The organism is Sphingopyxis sp. C-1, assembly GCF_001047015.1.
GTDB lineage: Bacteria > Pseudomonadota > Alphaproteobacteria > Sphingomonadales > Sphingomonadaceae > Sphingopyxis.
On the sequence record NZ_BBRO01000002.1, the window covers coordinates 375,244 to 391,734 of the forward strand.

Annotated in this window: 17 protein-coding genes and 1 pseudogene; 5 read left to right on the forward strand and 13 right to left on the reverse strand. The window is 65.0% G+C overall.

From position 1 onward, the window contains the following. Window positions 1-7 precede the first annotated feature (7 nt). The 3 genes from SC1_RS16375 (at window position 8) to SC1_RS16385 (ending at window position 3,262) form a co-directional block, all read left to right on the forward strand. Window positions 8-454, forward strand: a complete 447-nt coding sequence (locus tag SC1_RS16375) for a MarR family winged helix-turn-helix transcriptional regulator (RefSeq protein WP_062185055.1) — start codon at window positions 8-10, stop codon at window positions 452-454. Continuing rightward, window positions 454-1,554 (forward strand): HlyD family secretion protein, encoded by a 1,101-nt coding sequence (locus SC1_RS16380; RefSeq protein WP_083435962.1) that lies wholly within the window; start codon window positions 454-456, stop codon window positions 1,552-1,554. Before SC1_RS16375 ends, SC1_RS16380 begins: the two co-directional genes overlap by 1 nt. Before the next feature lie 118 nt (window positions 1,555-1,672). Continuing rightward, the gene (locus SC1_RS16385) at window positions 1,673-3,262 is read left to right on the forward strand and encodes an MDR family MFS transporter (protein WP_062185059.1); all 1,590 of its coding nucleotides are present in this window, start codon (window positions 1,673-1,675) and stop codon (window positions 3,260-3,262) included. A gap of 176 nt (window positions 3,263-3,438) precedes the next feature. Here the strand turns inward: SC1_RS16385 and SC1_RS16390 are convergent, their stop codons facing one another. From SC1_RS16390 to rplS, 7 genes are all read right to left on the reverse strand, one after another. Continuing rightward, entirely contained in the window at window positions 3,439-3,894 is a 456-nt protein-coding gene (locus tag SC1_RS16390; protein ID WP_062185062.1) for a GFA family protein, read from the reverse strand. 1 nt (window position 3,895) lies between these two features. Continuing rightward, the gene (locus SC1_RS16395) at window positions 3,896-4,501 is read right to left on the reverse strand and encodes a hypothetical protein (protein WP_062185065.1); all 606 of its coding nucleotides are present in this window, start codon (window positions 4,499-4,501) and stop codon (window positions 3,896-3,898) included. 2 nt (window positions 4,502-4,503) lie between these two features. After that, the gene (locus SC1_RS16400; RefSeq protein ID WP_062185068.1) at window positions 4,504-5,127 is read right to left on the reverse strand and encodes a DUF2238 domain-containing protein; all 624 of its coding nucleotides are present in this window, start codon (window positions 5,125-5,127) and stop codon (window positions 4,504-4,506) included. A gap of 142 nt (window positions 5,128-5,269) precedes the next feature. After that, complete coding sequence (locus tag SC1_RS16405; RefSeq protein ID WP_062185070.1) at window positions 5,270-6,049, reverse strand: dimethylarginine dimethylaminohydrolase family protein; 780 nt, start codon at window positions 6,047-6,049, stop codon at window positions 5,270-5,272. Between the two features lie 183 nt (window positions 6,050-6,232). Next, on the reverse strand, window positions 6,233-7,258 hold the full coding sequence (locus SC1_RS16410; protein WP_062185073.1) for an aspartate-semialdehyde dehydrogenase: 1,026 nt from the start codon (window positions 7,256-7,258) through the stop codon (window positions 6,233-6,235). 47 nt (window positions 7,259-7,305) lie between these two features. Then, window positions 7,306-7,917: a DUF1287 domain-containing protein gene (locus SC1_RS16415; protein WP_083435964.1), complete on the reverse strand. Its 612-nt coding sequence runs from the start codon at window positions 7,915-7,917 to the stop codon at window positions 7,306-7,308. Window positions 7,918-8,015: 98 nt separating this feature from the next. Then, window positions 8,016-8,393, reverse strand: coding sequence for a 50S ribosomal protein L19 (rplS, locus tag SC1_RS16420; protein WP_062185076.1), 378 nt, complete (start codon window positions 8,391-8,393; stop codon window positions 8,016-8,018). A gap of 333 nt (window positions 8,394-8,726) precedes the next feature. Between rplS and SC1_RS16425 the strand changes: the two genes are divergently transcribed. Further along, complete coding sequence (locus SC1_RS16425) at window positions 8,727-10,097, forward strand: sulfatase-like hydrolase/transferase (RefSeq protein WP_062185079.1); 1,371 nt, start codon at window positions 8,727-8,729, stop codon at window positions 10,095-10,097. Here the strand turns inward: SC1_RS16425 and trmD are convergent. Then, a complete protein-coding gene (trmD, locus tag SC1_RS16430; protein WP_062185082.1) occupies window positions 10,070-10,777 on the reverse strand; it encodes a tRNA (guanosine(37)-N1)-methyltransferase TrmD in 708 nt (235 codons plus the stop codon). The genes SC1_RS16425 and trmD overlap by 28 nt on opposite strands. Continuing rightward, window positions 10,774-11,670 carry a LysR substrate-binding domain-containing protein gene (locus SC1_RS16435; RefSeq protein ID WP_238586753.1) on the reverse strand — a complete coding sequence of 299 codons (897 nt, stop codon included), beginning with the start codon at window positions 11,668-11,670 and terminating at the stop codon, window positions 10,774-10,776. Before SC1_RS16435 ends, trmD begins: the two co-directional genes overlap by 4 nt. Window positions 11,671-11,799: 129 nt before the next feature. Here SC1_RS16435 and SC1_RS16440 point away from each other — a divergent pair, with 129 nt between their 5' ends. Next, on the forward strand, window positions 11,800-12,000 hold the full coding sequence (locus SC1_RS16440; RefSeq protein WP_062185088.1) for a hypothetical protein: 201 nt from the start codon (window positions 11,800-11,802) through the stop codon (window positions 11,998-12,000). Between the two features lie 93 nt (window positions 12,001-12,093). Here SC1_RS16440 and SC1_RS16445 read toward each other — a convergent pair whose 3' ends face one another. The 4 genes and pseudogenes from SC1_RS16445 to ffh form a co-directional block, all read right to left on the reverse strand. Continuing rightward, window positions 12,094-13,611: a serine hydrolase gene (locus SC1_RS16445; RefSeq protein WP_062185090.1), complete on the reverse strand. Its 1,518-nt coding sequence runs from the start codon at window positions 13,609-13,611 to the stop codon at window positions 12,094-12,096. Between the two features lie 160 nt (window positions 13,612-13,771). Beyond that, window positions 13,772-14,266, reverse strand: coding sequence for a ribosome maturation factor RimM (rimM, locus tag SC1_RS16450; protein WP_062185093.1), 495 nt, complete (start codon window positions 14,264-14,266; stop codon window positions 13,772-13,774). A gap of 198 nt (window positions 14,267-14,464) precedes the next feature. Further along, window positions 14,465-14,938: pseudogene (rpsP, locus tag SC1_RS16455) on the reverse strand (30S ribosomal protein S16); the annotation flags it as partial. Between the two features lie 88 nt (window positions 14,939-15,026). After that, window positions 15,027-16,478: a signal recognition particle protein gene (ffh, locus tag SC1_RS16460; RefSeq protein ID WP_062185098.1), complete on the reverse strand. Its 1,452-nt coding sequence runs from the start codon at window positions 16,476-16,478 to the stop codon at window positions 15,027-15,029. Window positions 16,479-16,491 lie beyond the last annotated feature (13 nt).

The following is a 16,491-nucleotide window of genomic DNA, read 5'->3' on the forward strand; positions in this document are numbered from 1 at the left end:
GTATGACATGAGTGAGACGATCGGATTCCTTTTGAACGACAGCGCACGCCTGTTCCGGCGTTCGTTCAACGCGCGCACGAAGGACAGCGGGATCACTGCGCTGCAATGGCGGCTGATCACCTATCTCAAGCGCCATGAAGGGATTCGCCAGGGTCCGCTCGCCGAACTGATCGAGGTCGAACCGATCACGCTGTCGCGCATGGTCGACCGGCTGGTCGAGGCCGAATTGGTCGAACGCCGCGCCGACCCCGCCGATCGCCGTGCCTGGCAGTTGTACCTGACGCCGCGCGCGGGCGAGCTTCTGAGCGGGATGCGCCCCATTGCAGACGCGCTGACCGCCGAGGCGATCGAAGGATTGAGCGCCGCCGAAGTCGAGCAGCTCACCAGCCTCGTCGAGCGTGTCCGCGCCAATTTATCCCGCCGCATCTGCCAAAAAGAAAAAGAGACCGCCTGATGGACCAGCTCTCCCCATCCCGCCCAAAAGCCGAAAACGCTGCCCCGCCCAAAGCGGCGCCGAAGGCCGATCCTTTGCCGAGCCCGGCACTCGAAACCGAGGCCGCGCCGAAGGCAAGCTGGCGCACGCGCATCCTGATGTTCGGCCTGCCCCTGGCGCTGATCGCGGGCGGCGCCGGCTGGTGGCTGACGAGCGGCGGGTCGGTGTCGACCGACAATGCCTATGTCCAGATGGACAAGGTCTCGGTCGCCGCCGAAGTGGGGGGGCGGATTACCGAGGTCGCGGTGCGCGACGGCCAGCAAGTCGCCGCAGGCCAGCTTCTGTTCCGCATCGACGGCGAGCCATATGCACTGACCGTCGCGCAAGCGACTGCGGCGATCGACGCCGCCGAGGTCGAGGTCGGCAATCTTTCGGCGAGCGCGAACACATCGAACGTCGACATCGCCGCGGCGCGCGAGGACGTCAAATTCGCACAGGTGACCTTCGACCGCCAGGCAGCGCTGATGGAAAAGGGCTTCACGACCAAGGCCGCCTATGATGCTTCGCGCCACGCGCTCAGCCAAGCGCGCGAGAGCGTCCGCCAAGCCGAGGCCGCCGCCACCGAAGCACGGACCAAGCTCGCCACCGGCCCGTCGAGCGGGATCAACCCGCAGGTCGAGGCGGCGCGCGTCCAGCGATCGCAGGCGCAGGTGAACCTCGGCCGCACCACCGTTCGCGCACCGAGCGCCGGCCGTATCGCGCAGTCGGACCGGTTGCAGGTCGGCCAAATGATGGTCGCGGGGCTTCCCGCGGTGACGCTCGTCGACACCACGCATCCGTGGGTCGAGGCCAATTTCAAGGAAACCGATCTCGCCGACATGCGCGTCGGCCAGCGCGCCGAAATCAGCTTCGACGCCTATCCCGGCGTAAAGGTGCGCGGTCATGTGCTGACGATCGGCGCAGGCACGGGCAGCGAATTTTCGGTCCTGCCCGCGCAGAATGCGACCGGCAACTGGGTCAAGGTGACGCAGCGGGTGCCCGTCCGCATCGCCTTCGACGAAAAGCCCGCGCGCGACATGATCGCCGGGCTGTCGGCCGACGTGCGGGTGTTTACGAAGTAAGCGGGATGCTCCCTCTCCCCCTCCCTTCGTCATTCCTGCAAAAGCGGGAACCCAATTGCGACATTTGCTCGCTGGGTTCCCGCTTTCGCGGGAATGACGACATTTTTTAGGGTAAAGCATGGCGAGCAACGCCCTCCCCCGCCGCTCCGCCGCCGCGGCGCTTCCCGACGACGATTCGATCCCGCTGCACGAGCGCGTGCGTTATCGCGGGCTGCTGACGGTCGCCGTCATGGGCGCGTCGATCATGCAGATCCTCGACACGACGATCGCCAACGTCGCCATCCCGCATATGCAATCGGCGCTCGGCGCGACGAGCGAGACGGTGACGTGGGTATTGACGAGCTATATCCTCGCCTCGGCCGTCGCGATGCCGATCACCGGATGGCTCGCCGACCGCATCGGACGGCGCGAATTGTTCATGGCGGCAGTCGCAGGCTTCATCGTCGCATCGATGGCGTGCGGCGCGGCGCAGACGCTCGAACAAATGGTCGCTTTCCGCTTCCTGCAAGGGGTCAGCGCCGCCTTTATCGGGCCGCTGTCGCAGTCGGTGATGCTCGACATCAACCCGCCCGAACGCCACGCGCGCGCGATGTCCATCTGGGGCATGGGGATCATGATCGGGCCGATCCTGGGACCGATATTGGGCGGCTGGCTGACTGAAAGCGTCAACTGGCGCTGGGTCTTTTACGTCAACCTGCCCGTTGGGCTGCTCACGCTCGCAATGATGTGGGCGCTACTGCCCAAGACCAAAAGCATCACGCGGCGGTTCGACCTGTTCGGCTTCTCGATGTTGGCGCTGGGTCTTGCTGCATTGCAGCTTATGCTCGATCGCGGCGCGCATCTCGACTGGTTCGACAGCATCGAAATCTGGATCGAGCTGGGCGTCGCCATTTCGTGCCTGTGGATGTTCATCGTCCATATGTTCACCGCGCGCGCTCCCTTGTTCAGCCGCCTGATGCTCGCCGACCGCAACCTCGTCACTGCAATGGGGTTCATGATCGTGATCGGCGTCGTGATGTTTGCGTCGATGGCATTGCTGCCGCCGATGCTGCAGAATCTCTTCGGCTGGCCGGTGATCGACACGGGCGTGGTGCTCGCGCTGCGCGGGATCGGCATTCTCGCCAGCATGTGGGTCGCGGGACAATTGCTTGGAAAGATCGACGCGCGCTGGATGGTCGGCACCGGCCTGCTGATCGCGGCCTATTCGCTGTGGCAGATGAGCCATTGGTCGCTTGAAATGGGGATGCGGCCGGTGATCATCAGCGGGCTGGTACAGGGGCTCGGCATGGGGCTGATCTTCATCCCGCTCAACACCATGGCGTTCGCGACGATCCAGCCGCAATATCGCACCGACGGGTCGAGCCTGCTCAACCTGTTTCGCAGCATCGGGGCGTCGGTCGGCATCTCGATCGTCACCACCCTGCTCGGCGCGAATATCCAGCGGAGCCACGAGGATCTGGCGGCGCATGTCACCAACAGCTCGGTCGCCCTGCTCGATCCGTCGACCGCCGACCGGTTCGGCATCGCGGGCGACGCGGCGATGGCGATGGTCAACGCCGAGATAAATCGGCAAGCGGCGATGGTCGCCTATATCGACGATTTCTGGCTGATGATGTGGGTGACGCTGGCGTCGGTGCCGCTGGTCCTGCTGCTACGCCCGCCGAAGCCAGGCGGGCCGAGGGCGTCGGCGGCGGATATGGGGCATTAGTGGGGTGTCGGCTTTGGGGTGGGGAGCGGACATCCCGTCCCCCACTTCCGTCATCCCGGGCTTGACCCGGGATCCCGCTTGAGGCCGAAGCCAGTGAGTGCGTCAAAAAGCGGGACCCCGGATCAAGTCCGGGGTGACGATATGGAAGAGCGTGGCTTCCAGTCGCCTCCAGCCGTTCAGCCCGCGCGGCGCTCCATCGCAAGCCGCATGAATTCCCCGGGGTCGGGGGTTTCCTCGAAGGTCGGCACCGCCGGGTCGATTGCGATCCAGCCGCGTTTCCGGCTGGTCCACATATGCGCGAAGGGTTCGAGGTCCGACGGATCGTCGAGCGTGCCGGCGCGCACGATCGTCATCGCGGGATAGACGGTGTTCGCATTGCAAACGCGGCTGAAACAGTCGGGGCAGTGCTGGTTCGTCGTCGTCCCGCCCGACGGGCGCTCGGTCGAATAGGTCACGCGCCGTCCGGTCAGCGTGAGCGCGTCGGTCGACACGATCAGTTGATCGGCGAAGGCGCTCGCGGTCGATTTCTGGCAGTCGAGGCAGTGGCAGCAATAGTTGAGCAGCGGCCCGTCCTGCTCGAAGCTGTAACGCAGTTGGCCGCAGCGGCAGCCGCCGGTGATTTCGGTCGCCATGTCAGCGGAAGAAGCAGTTGGTGCCGGCGAACAGCGCGTCGACCTTTGCCGCATCGCCGGGCGCCGCGAACATGCCGCCGATGACATTGTCACCGGTGCCGATGCTGAATTCCTCGCCCAGCGTGCTGTCCTCGAGGTCGACGATCGACACCGACTCCGCCGCCTTGGCGCGCGTCGTGCCGATGCCGATGCCGCTCATCGTCGAATAGGTTGCGGCGCCGGGTTCGTTGCCGAGGAACCAGCCGGCGAACTTGCCGTCCTGGAAATTGAGCGTCATCGCATCGTAGCGCGTGAATTCCATCGGGCCCGCGCCGCATTCCTCGTTGGTGCTGCGGTCGTCCTCCTTGCCCGCGACATTGGCGAGCGCGGTCTCCGCCTGCGCGCGCGGGACGCCGAAGGCGAGCAGGCTGGTCTTGCCGCTGGCCTTGTCGACGAAGCGCAGCCCCTCGCCGTCGAGGCTGACCGCCATGGTCGCAGCGTTCGGGCCGTCGTTCTTTGCCTCGGGCACCGGCGGCGCGACCGGATCGGCATCGGCCGGGGCCTTGTCGGCGGCGGGTTTGCACGCAGCGAGCAGGCCGATCATTGCGAGGGTTATGAACTTGCGCATGCCTATCTCCTGTCGCGGTGCGGTATCGCGAGCACCAGTATCGCACCGAGGGTCGCAAGCGCCATATCCTTTTGCGCGTCCCAGATATCGCCTTGCTGCCCGTTATAGCGGTCGGCGGTTTCGCCCGCCGCGACGATGGTGAGCAGCCATTCGAAGATTTCGTAAAGGCAGGATATCGCCAATACCCAAGCAAGCACGGTTAACGTCGCGCCGTACCGCGAAAGCCCACCCCACCGCCGCGCAATCTCGGCGACCGGAACGACCGACAGCGCGCCAAAGGCGAAATGGACGAGGCGGTCATAATGATTGCGCGTCCAGCCAAAGGCGTCGGAGAGGCTCGTTCCAGTCAGCGCGCGCGCCCAGTCGTCATAGGGGACATTGCTATAGGCGTATCGTCCGCCAAGCGTGTGGAGCGCCATGAAGGCCACGATGCACGCGACCGAGGCGGTCGACAGCGGCCAGCGGCGGAGCAGCAGCGGCCCCGCCACAATCAACAGCATCGTCGGGATGTGCTGGAGCAACGCGACCTCGGGATAGGGCTGGTCGATCTGCGCGAGGAGGAGGAGCGCGAGGAGCAGGCCCAGAAGGCGTTTTTGAGTTTTGGATTGCGCCGCTCCACCCGTCATCGACCGAAATCCGTCGAGTCAGAAGTGACGGAAAACTGCCTAACTTCACTCGCAAATGCATGTATCGGGTGGAAGGTCGGGGCGGGTATCATATCGATGACCTAATGCAGCAAGACATTGTAGGACAGACATTTTCGATGCGTCACCAGCGCAGCGACATGCAGCTAAGTCCCGCGTCGATATGCGCGATCTGGTCGGTGGGTAGCGGACGGATTTCGATGCCCAGCGCGGCGAGCAGCGCGTGCGTCGCGGGCCAGCGGTCGCCGACGAGGACGGTGTCGCGAATGCGCAGGATGTTCGCCGAAGGCTCCTCGCCCGGCGGGGTCGTCACGACCTCCAGCCCGGCGAACTGCGGACAATCGGCGAGCGCGGGGACGGCGAGGATCGTGCGGTCGTCGATCAGCCCGCAGCCGGTCTTGAAGTGCAGCACGCCCGGCGGCGTTTCGGCGATCTCGGCAGGGTAGCCGAGCGTGCCGAGCAGCGCGGCGAGTTCCTCGGCGCCGACGCGGTCGGTGCGTGCCGAAAGGCCGATGATCACGCGGTCGGCGAGGCGCAATATGTCGCCGCCGTCGGCGTAGCCGGGGCCCGTCATTTCGAGGAGACGCGGATGATGCGCGGCGAGCGGAGCGCGGATATGTTCGACCTCGCCCGCGCGCGTTGGCGCACCGGGGCGAAGCAGGATGGCACCCGCCGGAAAGGTCAGCGCGACATCTTCGGTGAACAGCGCGTCGGGGAAATCGTCGAGGGGTTCGAGGACCTCGACCGCGAGGCCGAGGGTGCGCAGCGTCGCGACATAGGCCTCATGCTCGGCGACGAGGCCGTAGAAATCAGGATCGGGGCCGCCATCGGCGCGGATGCCCTTCACAGCGGATCGGGCAGGAGCGCGGCAGAGGGCACGGGTGAAGGCATAGGGGCTGGTCATTTCAGAGGCATAGCTTGAATGACACGCCAGCGCCAAGGGATCCTCCCTGTGCCGCAGGCATGGGGAGGTGGCAGCCTCGAAGAGGCTGACGGAGGGGCTCTTGACGTTGCCGTCACAGCCCCTCCACCACTCGCTTCGCGAGCGGTCCCCCTCCCCATCGCTTCGCGACAGGGAGGATTAGTTTCAACCCTTCTTGAGGTGCCGGCGGCCGAGCAGTTCGGCGATCTGCACCGCGTTCAGCGCCGCACCCTTGCGCAGGTTGTCGCTGACGCACCAGAGGTTGAGGCCGTTTTCGACCGTCGGGTCTTCACGGACGCGCGACACGAAGGTCGCGAAATCGCCGACGCATTCGACGGGGGTGATGTAGCCGCCATCCTCACGCTTGTCGTGGAGCACCACGCCGGGCGCTTCGCGCAGGATGCGCTGCGCATCCTCGGCCGACAGCTCGTCTTCCATCTCGATGTTGATCGCTTCCGAATGGCCGACGAAGACGGGGACGCGGACGCAGGTCGCCGTGACCTTGATCTTGGGATCGAGGATCTTCTTGGTCTCGACGACCATCTTCCACTCTTCCTTGGTCGAACCGTCGTCGAGGAACTTGTCGATGTGCGGGATGACGTTGAAGGCGATCTGCTTGGTGAATTTCTGCACATCCTTCTCGTCGCCGACGAAGATCTGGCGCGTCTGGTTCCACAGCTCATCCATGCCCGACTTGCCCGCGCCCGACACCGATTGATAGGTCGAGACGACGACGCGCTTGATCTTCGCGGCATCGTGGAGCGGCTTCAGTGCGACGACCATCTGCGCGGTCGAGCAGTTGGGGTTCGCGATGATGTTGCGCTTGGTATAGCCGTCGATCGCATCGGGGTTCACTTCGGGCACGATCAGCGGCACGTCGGGGTCCATGCGATAGAGCGAGCTGTTGTCGATCACGACGCAGCCGGCGGCGGCGGCCTTGGGCGCATGGATCGCGGTTGCATCGCTGCCGATCGCGAAAATCGCCATGTCCCAGCCCGACCAGTCGAAATTCTCGATATTCTGGCACTTAACGGTCTTACCGGTATCGCCGATTTCGATCTCGTCGCCCTGGCTGCGCGACGATGCGACCGCCGCCAGTTCGTCGTACGGAAATTCGCGCTCGGCGAGAATGGCGAGCACTTCGCGCCCGACATTGCCCGTGGCTCCGGCGACTACGATACGATAACCCATTTACTCACTCCTCAAGGCAAGAACTCGGTTGAAAACGTAACTTAAACTCAGACTTTCCAGCGAAAATGGCCGGTGAGCCGATGCTTGAACAAGGCATCCTCCTCGCGCGTGCCACCGCCGATATTGTGGAGCACCAGCGGCACGCCGGTCGTATCCTTGCGGTCGGATACGATGCCCGTGTGCGGCAGCCGGCCGCCGACCATCTGGGTGAAGATGTCGCCCGGCCGCCAGTCGGCCGGGTCGTCGGTGACGGGCAGCGCCGCGCCCTGTCTGCGCCAATAGGTCGCGAGATTGGGTACGCGGCGATGGTCGATGTTGCGGTCGGGGCGGCCGAGCCCCCAATTTTTGGGATAGGCAGTAAAATTGGCGCGCATGTCGGCGTTTACAAGGGCCTGAAGGTCGGCGCCTAGCGCATCGCGAAAGGCGCGGATCACGACGTCGGTGCACACGCCCTTGGCGCGGTCGACGTCGCCGTTCGGAAAGCGCAGCACGGTATAGGCCGGATCGTACGTCAGCGTCACGCCGACCTGCCGCCGCGCCGCGATCACAAGGCGCTGCGCGCTGGTGAGCGCCATCGCCTCCCCCGACACGCCGAACGCAAGCACCGCGCCAAGGAAGGCGCGCCGCGTCGGCTGGAACGGGAGGACGGACTGCTGCATCAAATTCGCTTTGCCCAAATGAAAACGACCGGCTCTGCCTGTTGGCGGAACCGGTCGTTTTTGAAAGCTGTTTCGGCTTTGGTGTGGAGAAGCTCCCCTTAGCCTTCGCCGGCTTCCGACCGGTATTCGCGGCGCTCCGCAATACGTGCCGATTTACCAGTGCGTCCACGCAGATAGTAAAGCTTCGCACGACGGACAGCGCCCTTACGGACGACGGTAATCGAGTCGATGTTGGGCGAATAGAGCGGGAACACGCGCTCGACACCTTCGCCGAACGACATTTTGCGCACGGTGAAGTTGGAGCCCATGCCCTTGTTCGAGCGTGCGATGCACACGCCTTCGAAATTCTGGACGCGGGTGCGTTCGCCTTCGACCACCTTCACGCCGACTTTCAGCGTGTCGCCGGGACGGAAGGTCGGAATGGTCTTCGCCGCTTTGGCGATTTCTTCGGCTTCGATCGTCTGGATGAGGTTCATGTCCTCTAGTCCTTTTCTTTTCGCCGCGCGCCAGAGGCAGGTCGGTCCCGAGCATCGATATGACGCTCCCAAAGGTCCGGCCTGCTTAACCGTTTTTATCGGCAAGGTTTCCCGATCGCAGCACTTCGGAAACCCTGCGCCCCGTCCGGATATCCGGTCGGGGATAAGCGGACGACAGGCATGCGCGATGAACGCGATTCGCCCGGTTCCACTTGAAGCCGGGGCCACTACGCTGGAAAGGCGCGAAATGCAAGGGGTTCGGCGGATGACGCACGCGGCCGATTTAAACCGACATTAACCAAAATCCGCCATGGACGGCACGGAAGGGACCCGATGCTGCACATGAATGCCATAAAGCCGCTCGCGAGCCGCGCTTTTGCGCCCGCCGACGGTGTGGGGCTGACGGCGTTCCTCAACTGGGCGCTGTGCTGGCTGGTGCTGCCCAACCTTCCCTTCCTGCCGATCACGATCATGGGCGGGCCGATGCGCGCGGGCGAGATCATGCTCTGCGGCGCGGTCGGCTTCGTGGCCTGCTGGTTCGGCTACTGGTTTCGCGTCGCCGCCTTTTTCGGCCTTCTCCTCTATCTGACGCTCGTTTTCATCGCGAGCATGTTCAACATGGACATCAGCGTGATCCTGTCGGTCATCGCATTGGTGCTCGATCTGCGCCCCGCCGCTTCGCCCGAATATATGGTCGGGGCCGGCCTGTTGATCGCGGTTCTCGGCTTTGCTGCGCGGCAGCTTCGCAGACAGCAGAATTTGCGCGGGCTGCAATGGATGATCGCCGCTGCCGCGCTCACCTATACGCTGGCGCAGGCCGACTATATCCGGGCGCGCGAGGGGTCGACCGCCTATAACCGGCTGGCGCCCGCCGATGCCCCCTTCACCTCGGCGACGCGCCAGACCGATTTCCTGAAGCTCGCGGACGGCAAGCGGAACGTGATGATCGTCGTCGTCGAGGCGATGGGACTGCCGACCGAGGCGACGCTGCGCGACCGGCTCGACGCGATCTGGACGCGCCCCGAACTCGCCGAACGCTTCGCGATTAGCCAGGGCAGCACGACCTTCTATAACTCGACGACCAAGGGCGAGATTCGCGAGCTGTGTCAGCGCTGGGGCGATTATAAGGAGATCGTCGCGCGCGACCCCGATTGCCTGCCCGCGACCCTTGCGCGGCGCGGCTATGCCACGCACGCCTATCACGGCTTTTCGCCGAAATTCTTCGACCGCGATCGCTGGTATCCGCTGATCGGGTTCGAGGGGATGAGCTTCCGCGACCAAATCGAGGCGCAGGGCGCGGGGCATTGCCCCAATGTCTTTCCCGGCGCATGCGATCGCGACATACCGCGGCTGATCGGGCGCGACCTGGCCGCGGCGAAAGAGCCGCAGTTCATCTACTGGCTGACGCTCAATTCGCACCTGCCGGTGGTCGCCAATGCGGAGCTGCGTACCGAGAATTGCCGCCAGCTAGGCCCCGTGCTCGACGGCGATTATCCGCAGGTCTGCCGCCTCTTCGCCGTCTGGGACGACACGGCAGCGGCGCTCGCCGACATGGCGAGCCGCCCCGATTTCCCGCCGACCGACATATTGATCGTCGGCGATCATATGCCGCCGTTCACCCAGCAAAAGAGCAGGTTGATGTTCGACAGCGCGAAGGTGCCGTGGGTGCTGCTGCGCTATCGCCCGTCGCGCGCGGCGACATAGGCCGCCCACAGGTCGGGGCGCCGCGCCCGCGTATCGTGCTCGGCCTGTTCGCGGCGCCAGCTCGCAATCTTCTTGTGATCGCCCGAACGCAGCACGTCGGGAATGTCATGCCCCTCCCAGTTCACCGGCCTTGTGTAGTGCGGATATTCGAGCAGCCCCTGCTCGAACGATTCATCGTCGCCGCTGGCCGAGGCGCCCATCACGCCGGGAAGCAGCCGGATGCAGGCATCGAGCAGCAACAGCGCGCCCATCTCGCCCCCCGACAGGATGATGTCGCCCATCGAGACTTCCTCGATATCGCGCGCGGCAAAGATGCGTTCGTCGAAACCCTCGAAGCGGCCGCACAGGATGATCGCGCCCGGACCCGCCGAAAGCTGGCGCACGCGCGCCTGCGTGACCGGCGTCCCGCGCGGGGTCATCGCCAGGATCGGCAGACCCGGATGGGCCGCCACGGCATGGTCGACCGCGGCGCCGAGCACGTCGGCCTTCAGCACCATCCCCGCGCCGCCACCCGCCGGCGTGTCGTCGACGGTCCGATGCTTGTCCGTGGCGAAATCCCGGATCTGCACCGGCGCGCAGTTCCACGTCCCGCTTTCGAGCGCGCGCCCCGCCATACTGTGCCCCAGCGGGCCGGGGAACATGTCGGGGTAGAGGGTCAGGGGGACGGCAGTGAAGGTCATAACGGCGGCTCCCATATCGCGTCGGGCAGCAGGTGGCGATCTTTCTCGATTTCGGCGTGCAGCCATTCGCGGAAGCGTTCGATCTTGCGCACTCCGATGCGGTTGTCGCGGTGGACGAGCCACATGCCCGAGCCCTTCGATACATAGAATGTGTCAAAGGGCTGGACCATGCGGCCGCTCGCCAATTCGCCCTGCCAATAGAGCGGGGTCATCATCGCGACGCCGAATCCCGCTTGCACCGCGCTCGCCTCCTGCAACTGGCTGTCGAGTTCGATCCCGCGACGTGAGAGCACCGGCGGTGTCGCGACCCCGGCCAGCGCGAACCATTCGGCCCACCAGCTATCGTTCGGCGCAAGGCGCTGGACGCGGAGCAGGTCGGCGGGCTCGTTTATGTCGTGCTCGGCGATGAAAGCGGGCGAGGCGATCGGCGCGAGATATTGGCGCATCAGGAAATCGCTGCGCAGCCCCGGCCACGCGCCCTTGCCGATGCGGATCGCGACATCGACGTTCGAGGCGTCGAAATCGATCAGATCATTGCTCATCGCCATGCGCACCGCGAGTTCGGGATATTGGAGCTGGAAGCTGCCGATACGCGCGCTGAGCCAGGTGCCGCCAAAGCTGGTCGCGGCATTGATCGTCAGCACGTCGGCCTCGTCGCTGCCGAGCGCGGCAAAGGCGTCCCCCATGGTGGCAAAGGCGTTGCTGATCGCGGGCAGCAGCCGCTGGCCCGTTTCGGAAAGGCGCACGCGCCCTTTCTCACGCACGAACAGCGCGCGGCCGAGCCGATCCTCCAATTGGCGGATTTGATAACTGACTGCAGCTTGCGTCAGTCCCAGCTCTTCGGCAGCGCGCGAGAAATTCTGCAAACGACCGGCGGCTTCGAAGGTGCGCACGGCGGAAAGGGGCGGCAGTCGGGACATACGACCTTATAAGGCCAGCTTATAATATGGTCTACGCCTTTTGTTGGCGCTGCGGCGCGCGGGAGGGCAATTAGGATGCACCCAAGCGAAAGGAAATGAACGATGAAAGACGAGCAGTTCATGCGCGCCTGGAATGACGGTCATGATCATTTCAGCGCCGATATCACCCGCGGCCTTCACTGGCTCGCAACCCCGTTCCGCCGCCTCGGCGAGTGGATCGCCCTGCCGACCGCACCCGGCGAAGACAGCGTCTTCACCCGTGCCGCCGCGCGCTGCGGCGTCCGCCTGCGCCGGGCACGATAAGCGTCCGCGATAAGAACCCTGCTCCCCCCTCTCAAAGGTCCAGGGCGAAAACGGGGTGAGGCTGTCCCTTGCAAAGGCCTCACCCCGTCGACATCAGTTCGCCTCGGGCGGCACGACGCGCAAGCGCAGCGCCTGGATCGTCGCCGGCTTCGTCGGGGCGAGCAGCAATTGCCCGTCGAGCTTGCCCTTTTCGCAGTTGAGGCGGAAGGCAGCCGACATCGCGCCGGTCGGCGCCAGCGGCTCGTCGGTGGGGCACGCCCCTACCTCGGCTTTCAACTTCGCGAATTCGGCCTTCCAGTTGGCGGCCGAACGATCGAGGAGGAAGTTCATCGCGAGCCGGCCCTGTAGCGGGCCGAGATCGCCGGCGGCATAAGCCGCCCTTGCTGCCGCATAGGCCTCTGCCACCGCCGGCGATACCGGAACGGGGCGCGTTTCCAACAGGCCCGCCTTGTCGATTGCGACCGCGGTGTCCCACGCGGGGGCCGACGGGCCGGCATAGGTCCGGTTCGACAGCGCAAAGACGCCGATTCCATAATCGGGCATCAGCATCACATGACTGCCATAGCCCGGATATCCGCCGCCGTGCGCGAGCGTCAGGCCAAGGTCGCAATCCTGCGCAACGCGCCAGCCCATGCCGTAAGCCGCGGCCTGCTTGCACGCCGTAGCGCCGCTGGCGCCGATGCGGTTCGTCACCGAGACGAAGTTCGAGCCCTGTGCGATCTCGCGCACCGTCGACCGCTTGACCGGCCCGGTGTCGGCATCGTCGCGCGCTGGCCAGGCCGAGAGCAGGAAGGCGACCCATTTGGCATAGTCGTTCGCGCTGACCTGCAACCCGCCCATGCTGTTGAACGCCCCGTCGACCATCTCGGGCTCGGCGGTCCATTTCTCATTTTCCCAGCGATAGCCAAGGGCGTAGCGCGCCTTTGGAGCCTTCGGCGCGTCAAAGCCGCTGCGGGTCATGCCGAGAGGGTTCAGGATCGTCTGCCGGACATAGTCGGTGTAGGGCATGCCCGAGGCGTTGGCGACGATCCGACCGAGCAAGGCATAGCCGAAGTTCGAATATTCATGCTGGCTCTGCGGTACGCGGCTGAACGGCACGCCCGCGGCGATCATCTTCGTGAATTCGTCTTGCGGCAGCACTTGCTGGCGATCGCCCCACGGATCATCGGTGACGAAGCCGCCGACATGTTGGAGCAGATCCCTGACCCTTATGCGCGGGCTGTCCTTGGTCGGGTAGGTCCAGCCCTTCATTTCGGGCACATATTGCTCAGCGAGGTCGTCGAGGCGAAGCTTGCCGTCATCGCGCAGCTTCAGGATCGACAGCGCGGTGAACGCCTTGGTCATCGAGGCGATGCGAAACAGGCTGTCGGGAGTGACGGCGCGCTTGTCGGCGATGTTCTGAACGCCGATGCCCTTCACATAAGCGAGCTTGCCGTCCTTGACGACGCCGTAGACCAGGCCGGGGATGTGCTGCTCGGCTTGATATCTGGCAAAGAGCGTGTCGATCTCGGGGGCGAGTTGGTCGAGGGTTTTGGGGGCGGATTGCTGGGCGTGAGCGGGAGCGAACGAGCCAAGGATGGCAGCAAAAACGAGACCCGATTTCAAGCGCATGACGATTCTCTCTCCAAAAGATGGCGCGACAATTCGTCCGTCACCCCGGACTTGATCCGGGGTCCCGCTCTTGAGGTCAACCCCCGCTTCGGGCTCCGATGAGCAGAAGAAGCGGGACCCGGGTCAAGCCCGGGGTGGCGATGGAAATATGGGGATATCGTTACTCGACGAACGCGGCGTTCACGGTGACGCCGTCGTCGTTCCACGCCGGCACGGCCTGCGCCGTCATCGGAACCATGAAACGTTTGCGGTCGGGCTTCTCGATTTCGAGAATGTCACCAGCGCCGAAATTCTCGACCGCGGCAACATGGCCGATGGCGACGCCGTCGGTCGACACGCATGGCAGGCCGAGCAGGTCGTGGTGATAATATTCGCCCTCGCCCAGAGCGGGCAGCGCCGAGCGCGGCACCGTCAACACCGTTCCGCGCAAGGCCTCGGCAGCGCTGCGGTCGGCGATTTCGGCGAAGGTCGCGACCGCACCCTGATTGGCGGGACGGACCGATTTCAACGTGAGCGTGCGGTCGCCCGCATCGAAAACGGAAAAGGCGCGGAGAGCCTCCGCGCCTTCACCAAATAGCTTGAGACGCACCTCGCCCCGCACCCCATGCGCGCCGGCGATGGCGGCGAGGGTGACAGGGCGATTCGCGTCGGCCAAGGCTTAGCCTTCGGCCTTTTCTTCGCCAGCTTCGGCGGCCGGAGCTTCTTCGGCTTCGGCAGCAACCGGGCCGCCTTCGGCGACTTCTTCGGCGATCGCGGTCGCGTCTTCGGCGGTCGCGTCGGCCGGGGTTTCGTCGGCGACGGCTTCGGCAACGGCTTCGGCGGTCGCTTCGCTCTTCACCGAACCGGTTGCGTCCGATTCAGCGGCTTCGGGAGCGGCGGCTTCTTCAGCGGCGGGCGCTTCTTCAGCGGCCACTTCCGGAGCGGCTTCTTCAGCAGCTTCGGGTTCCGGGGCCGGAGCGGCGGCAGCAGCGGCTGCGGCTTCTTCGGCGTCAGCCAGCTTCTGGGCCTTTTCTTCGGCGCGTTCCTTGGCCTTTTCGCCGGGGACAGCCTTGTTCGGGTTGTTGCGGGCAGCGCGTTCGAGAACGCCAGCGGCGTCGAGGAAGCGGGCGACGCGGTCGGTCGGCTGCGCGCCAACCGAAACCCAATGCTTCGCACGGTCGGCATCGAGCTTCACGCGCTCCGGATTGTCCTTGGCGAGCAGCGGGTTGTAGCTGCCGATACGCTCGATGAAACGGCCGTCGCGCGGGCTGCGCGAATCGGCGACGACGATCTTGTAATAGGGACGCTTTTTCGAACCGCCGCGTGCGAGGCGAATAGAGGTTGCCATGATATTTTCCTTCAGAGTTTAATGTTCAAATTCGGGTTTTAATTCACTGGATCCCGGCCTGCGCCGGGATGACGACCTGTTGGGGTCGTCACTTCTTTTTATTCATCAAATTGGCGAGTTCAGGCGGGATCGATCCGCCCCCACCAAGACCGGGGAGGCCACCGCCACCCATTCCGCCGCCGCCCATTCCGGGAATGCCGCCGCCCTTGCCGAACAGCGCGCCGAGGCCCTTGAGCCCGCCCATCTTGCGGATCTTCTTCATCGCGCTGGACATTTCCTGATGCATCTTCAGCACCTTGTTGACCTGCTGCACCGTGGTGCCCGACCCGTTGGCGATACGGATCTTGCGCTTCGCGGTCAGGATTTCGGGCTTCGCGCGCTCCTTGGGGGTCATCGATCCCATGATCGCGTCGAAGTGGATGAGCATCTTGTCGTCGGCAGCACCGGCCGCCATCTGCGCCTGCGCCTTCTTGATCCCCGGAATCATGCCGGCGAGCGCGCCGAGGCCGCCCATGCGACGCATCTGGTTCAATTGGGTGCGGAGGTCGTTGAGGTCGAACTGGCCCTTGGCCATCTTCGCCGCCATCGCCTCGGCCTCTTCGGCCTGGATCGTTTCGGCGGCGCGTTCGACGAGGCTGACGACGTCGCCCATGCCGAGGATGCGGCCCGCGATGCGCGAGGGCTGAAAGAGCTCGAGCCCGTCGAGCTTTTCGCCCGTGCCCGCGAATTTGATCGGCTTGCCAGTGACCGCGCGCATCGAGAGCGCGGCACCGCCCCGCGCATCGCCGTCCATGCGGGTGAGCACGACGCCGGTGAGCGGCACCTGATCGGTGAAGCGCTGCGCAACCTGTACCGCGTCCTGGCCGGTGAGGCTGTCGACGACGAGCAGCGTTTCGGCAGGGTTCGCCGTGCGCGACACCGCCTGCATTTCGTCCATCAACTGCTGGTCGACGTGGAGGCGGCCCGCGGTGTCGAGCATCAGGACGTCATAACCCTGAAGCTTCGCCGCCTGCATCGCGCGCTGCGCAATCTCGACCGGCTGCTGCCCCGCGACGATCGGCAGGGTCGCGACGTCGATCTGCTGGCCGAGGACGGCAAGCTGTTCCTGCGCGGCGGGGCGATTGACGTCGAGCGACGCCATCAGCACCTTCTTGCGCTCTTTTTCCTTCAGCCGCTTCGCGATCTTCGCGGTGGTGGTCGTCTTACCCGAACCCTGCAAGCCGACCATCATGATCACGGCGGGCGGGGTGACGGCCAGCTCGAGCTCGGCGGTTTCGGAACCGAGCATTTCGGTCAGCGCGTCGCTGACGATCTTGACGACCTGCTGCCCCGGCGTGACCGAGCGCAGGACATTCTGGCCGATCGCGAGTTCGGTGACCTGATCGACGAAACTGCGCACGACGGGCAGCGCGACGTCCGCCTCTAGCAGAGCGATTCGCACTTCGCGCATCGCGGCGCGCACGTCGGCCTCGGTCAGCGCGCCGCGACCGCGGAGCTTCCCGAAAACATCGCCAAGCCGATTGCTCAGACTGTCGAACATGCGCCTCAAATCC